Annotated in this window: 1 protein-coding gene and 1 pseudogene; both read left to right on the forward strand. The window is 63.8% G+C overall.

Annotated elements, in window-relative coordinates; all coding sequences use genetic code 11:
* Positions 1-516: pseudogene (locus tag ABZ855_RS48415) on the forward strand (alpha-1,4-glucan--maltose-1-phosphate maltosyltransferase); the annotation flags it as partial.
* On the forward strand, positions 513-1,138 hold a 626-nt coding region (locus ABZ855_RS48420), incomplete at its 3' end, for an alpha-amylase family glycosyl hydrolase (protein ID WP_360820497.1). The pseudogene ABZ855_RS48415 and the gene ABZ855_RS48420, both read left to right, overlap by 4 nt.

A 1,138-nucleotide genomic window follows, 5' to 3' on the forward strand; every position in this document is an offset into this window, starting at 1 on the left:
TCCCCGACCTGGGGGATCTACAGCGGCTACGAACTGTGCGAGAACACCCCGCTGCGCGCGGGCAGCGAAGAATACCTGGACTCCGAGAAATACCAACTACGTATCCGTGATTGGGAGTCGGCGGAGCGTGACGGACGTAGCATCGCGCCATTGATTGCCACGCTCAACGCGATCCGACGGCGCAGCCCGGCCCTTGGGCAGCTGCGCGACCTGCACTTCCACCACGCGGATCAGGACGCGGTGATCGTCTACTCGAAACGGCGGGGATCGAACACGGTTCTGGTGGTCGTGAACCTCGACCCTCACCACACCCAGGAGGCGACGGTCTCGTTGGACATGCCGCAACTCGGCCTGGACTGGCACGAGTCGGTGCCGGTACGCGACGAGCTCACCGGCGAAACCTACCAATGGGGCAGGACGAACTACGTGCGCCTGGAACCGGGTACTCGACCCGCGCACATTCTGACCGTCCTGCGACCGTCCACCCCGCAGATCGGAGGGTCACCCACAACATGATCGTCAATGAGCCTGTCCCGGACACCTTCGAGGACACTCCCGCCAAGGACCGGGACCCCGAGTGGTTCAAACGCGCCGTCTTCTACGAGGTCCTCGTCCGCTCCTTCCAGGACAGCAACGGTGACGGAGTCGGCGACCTCAAAGGCCTCACCGCCAAACTCGACTACCTCCAGTGGCTCGGCGTCGACTGTCTCTGGCTGCCCCCCTTCTTCAAGTCGCCGTTGCGCGACGGCGGTTACGACGTCTCCGACTACACCGCCGTCCTCCCCGAGTTCGGCGACCTCGCCGACTTCGTCGAATTCGTCGACGCCGCCCACCAACGCGGTATGCGCGTCATCATCGACTTCGTCATGAACCACACCAGCGACCAGCACCCGTGGTTCCAGGAGTCCAGAAACGACCCCGAAGGCCCCTACGGCGACTACTACGTCTGGGCCAAGAAGGACGACCAGTACCAGGACGCCCGCATCATCTTCGTCGACACCGAGGCCTCCAACTGGACCTTCGACCCGGTGCGCAAGGAGTACTACTGGCACCGCTTCTTCTCCCACCAGCCGGACCTCAACTACGAGAACCCGGCGGTCCAGGAGGAGATCATCTCCGCGCTGCGGTTCTGGCTGGA

This window comes from Streptomyces sp. NPDC047042, from assembly GCF_040644035.1.
Lineage (GTDB): Bacteria > Actinomycetota > Actinomycetes > Streptomycetales > Streptomycetaceae > Streptomyces.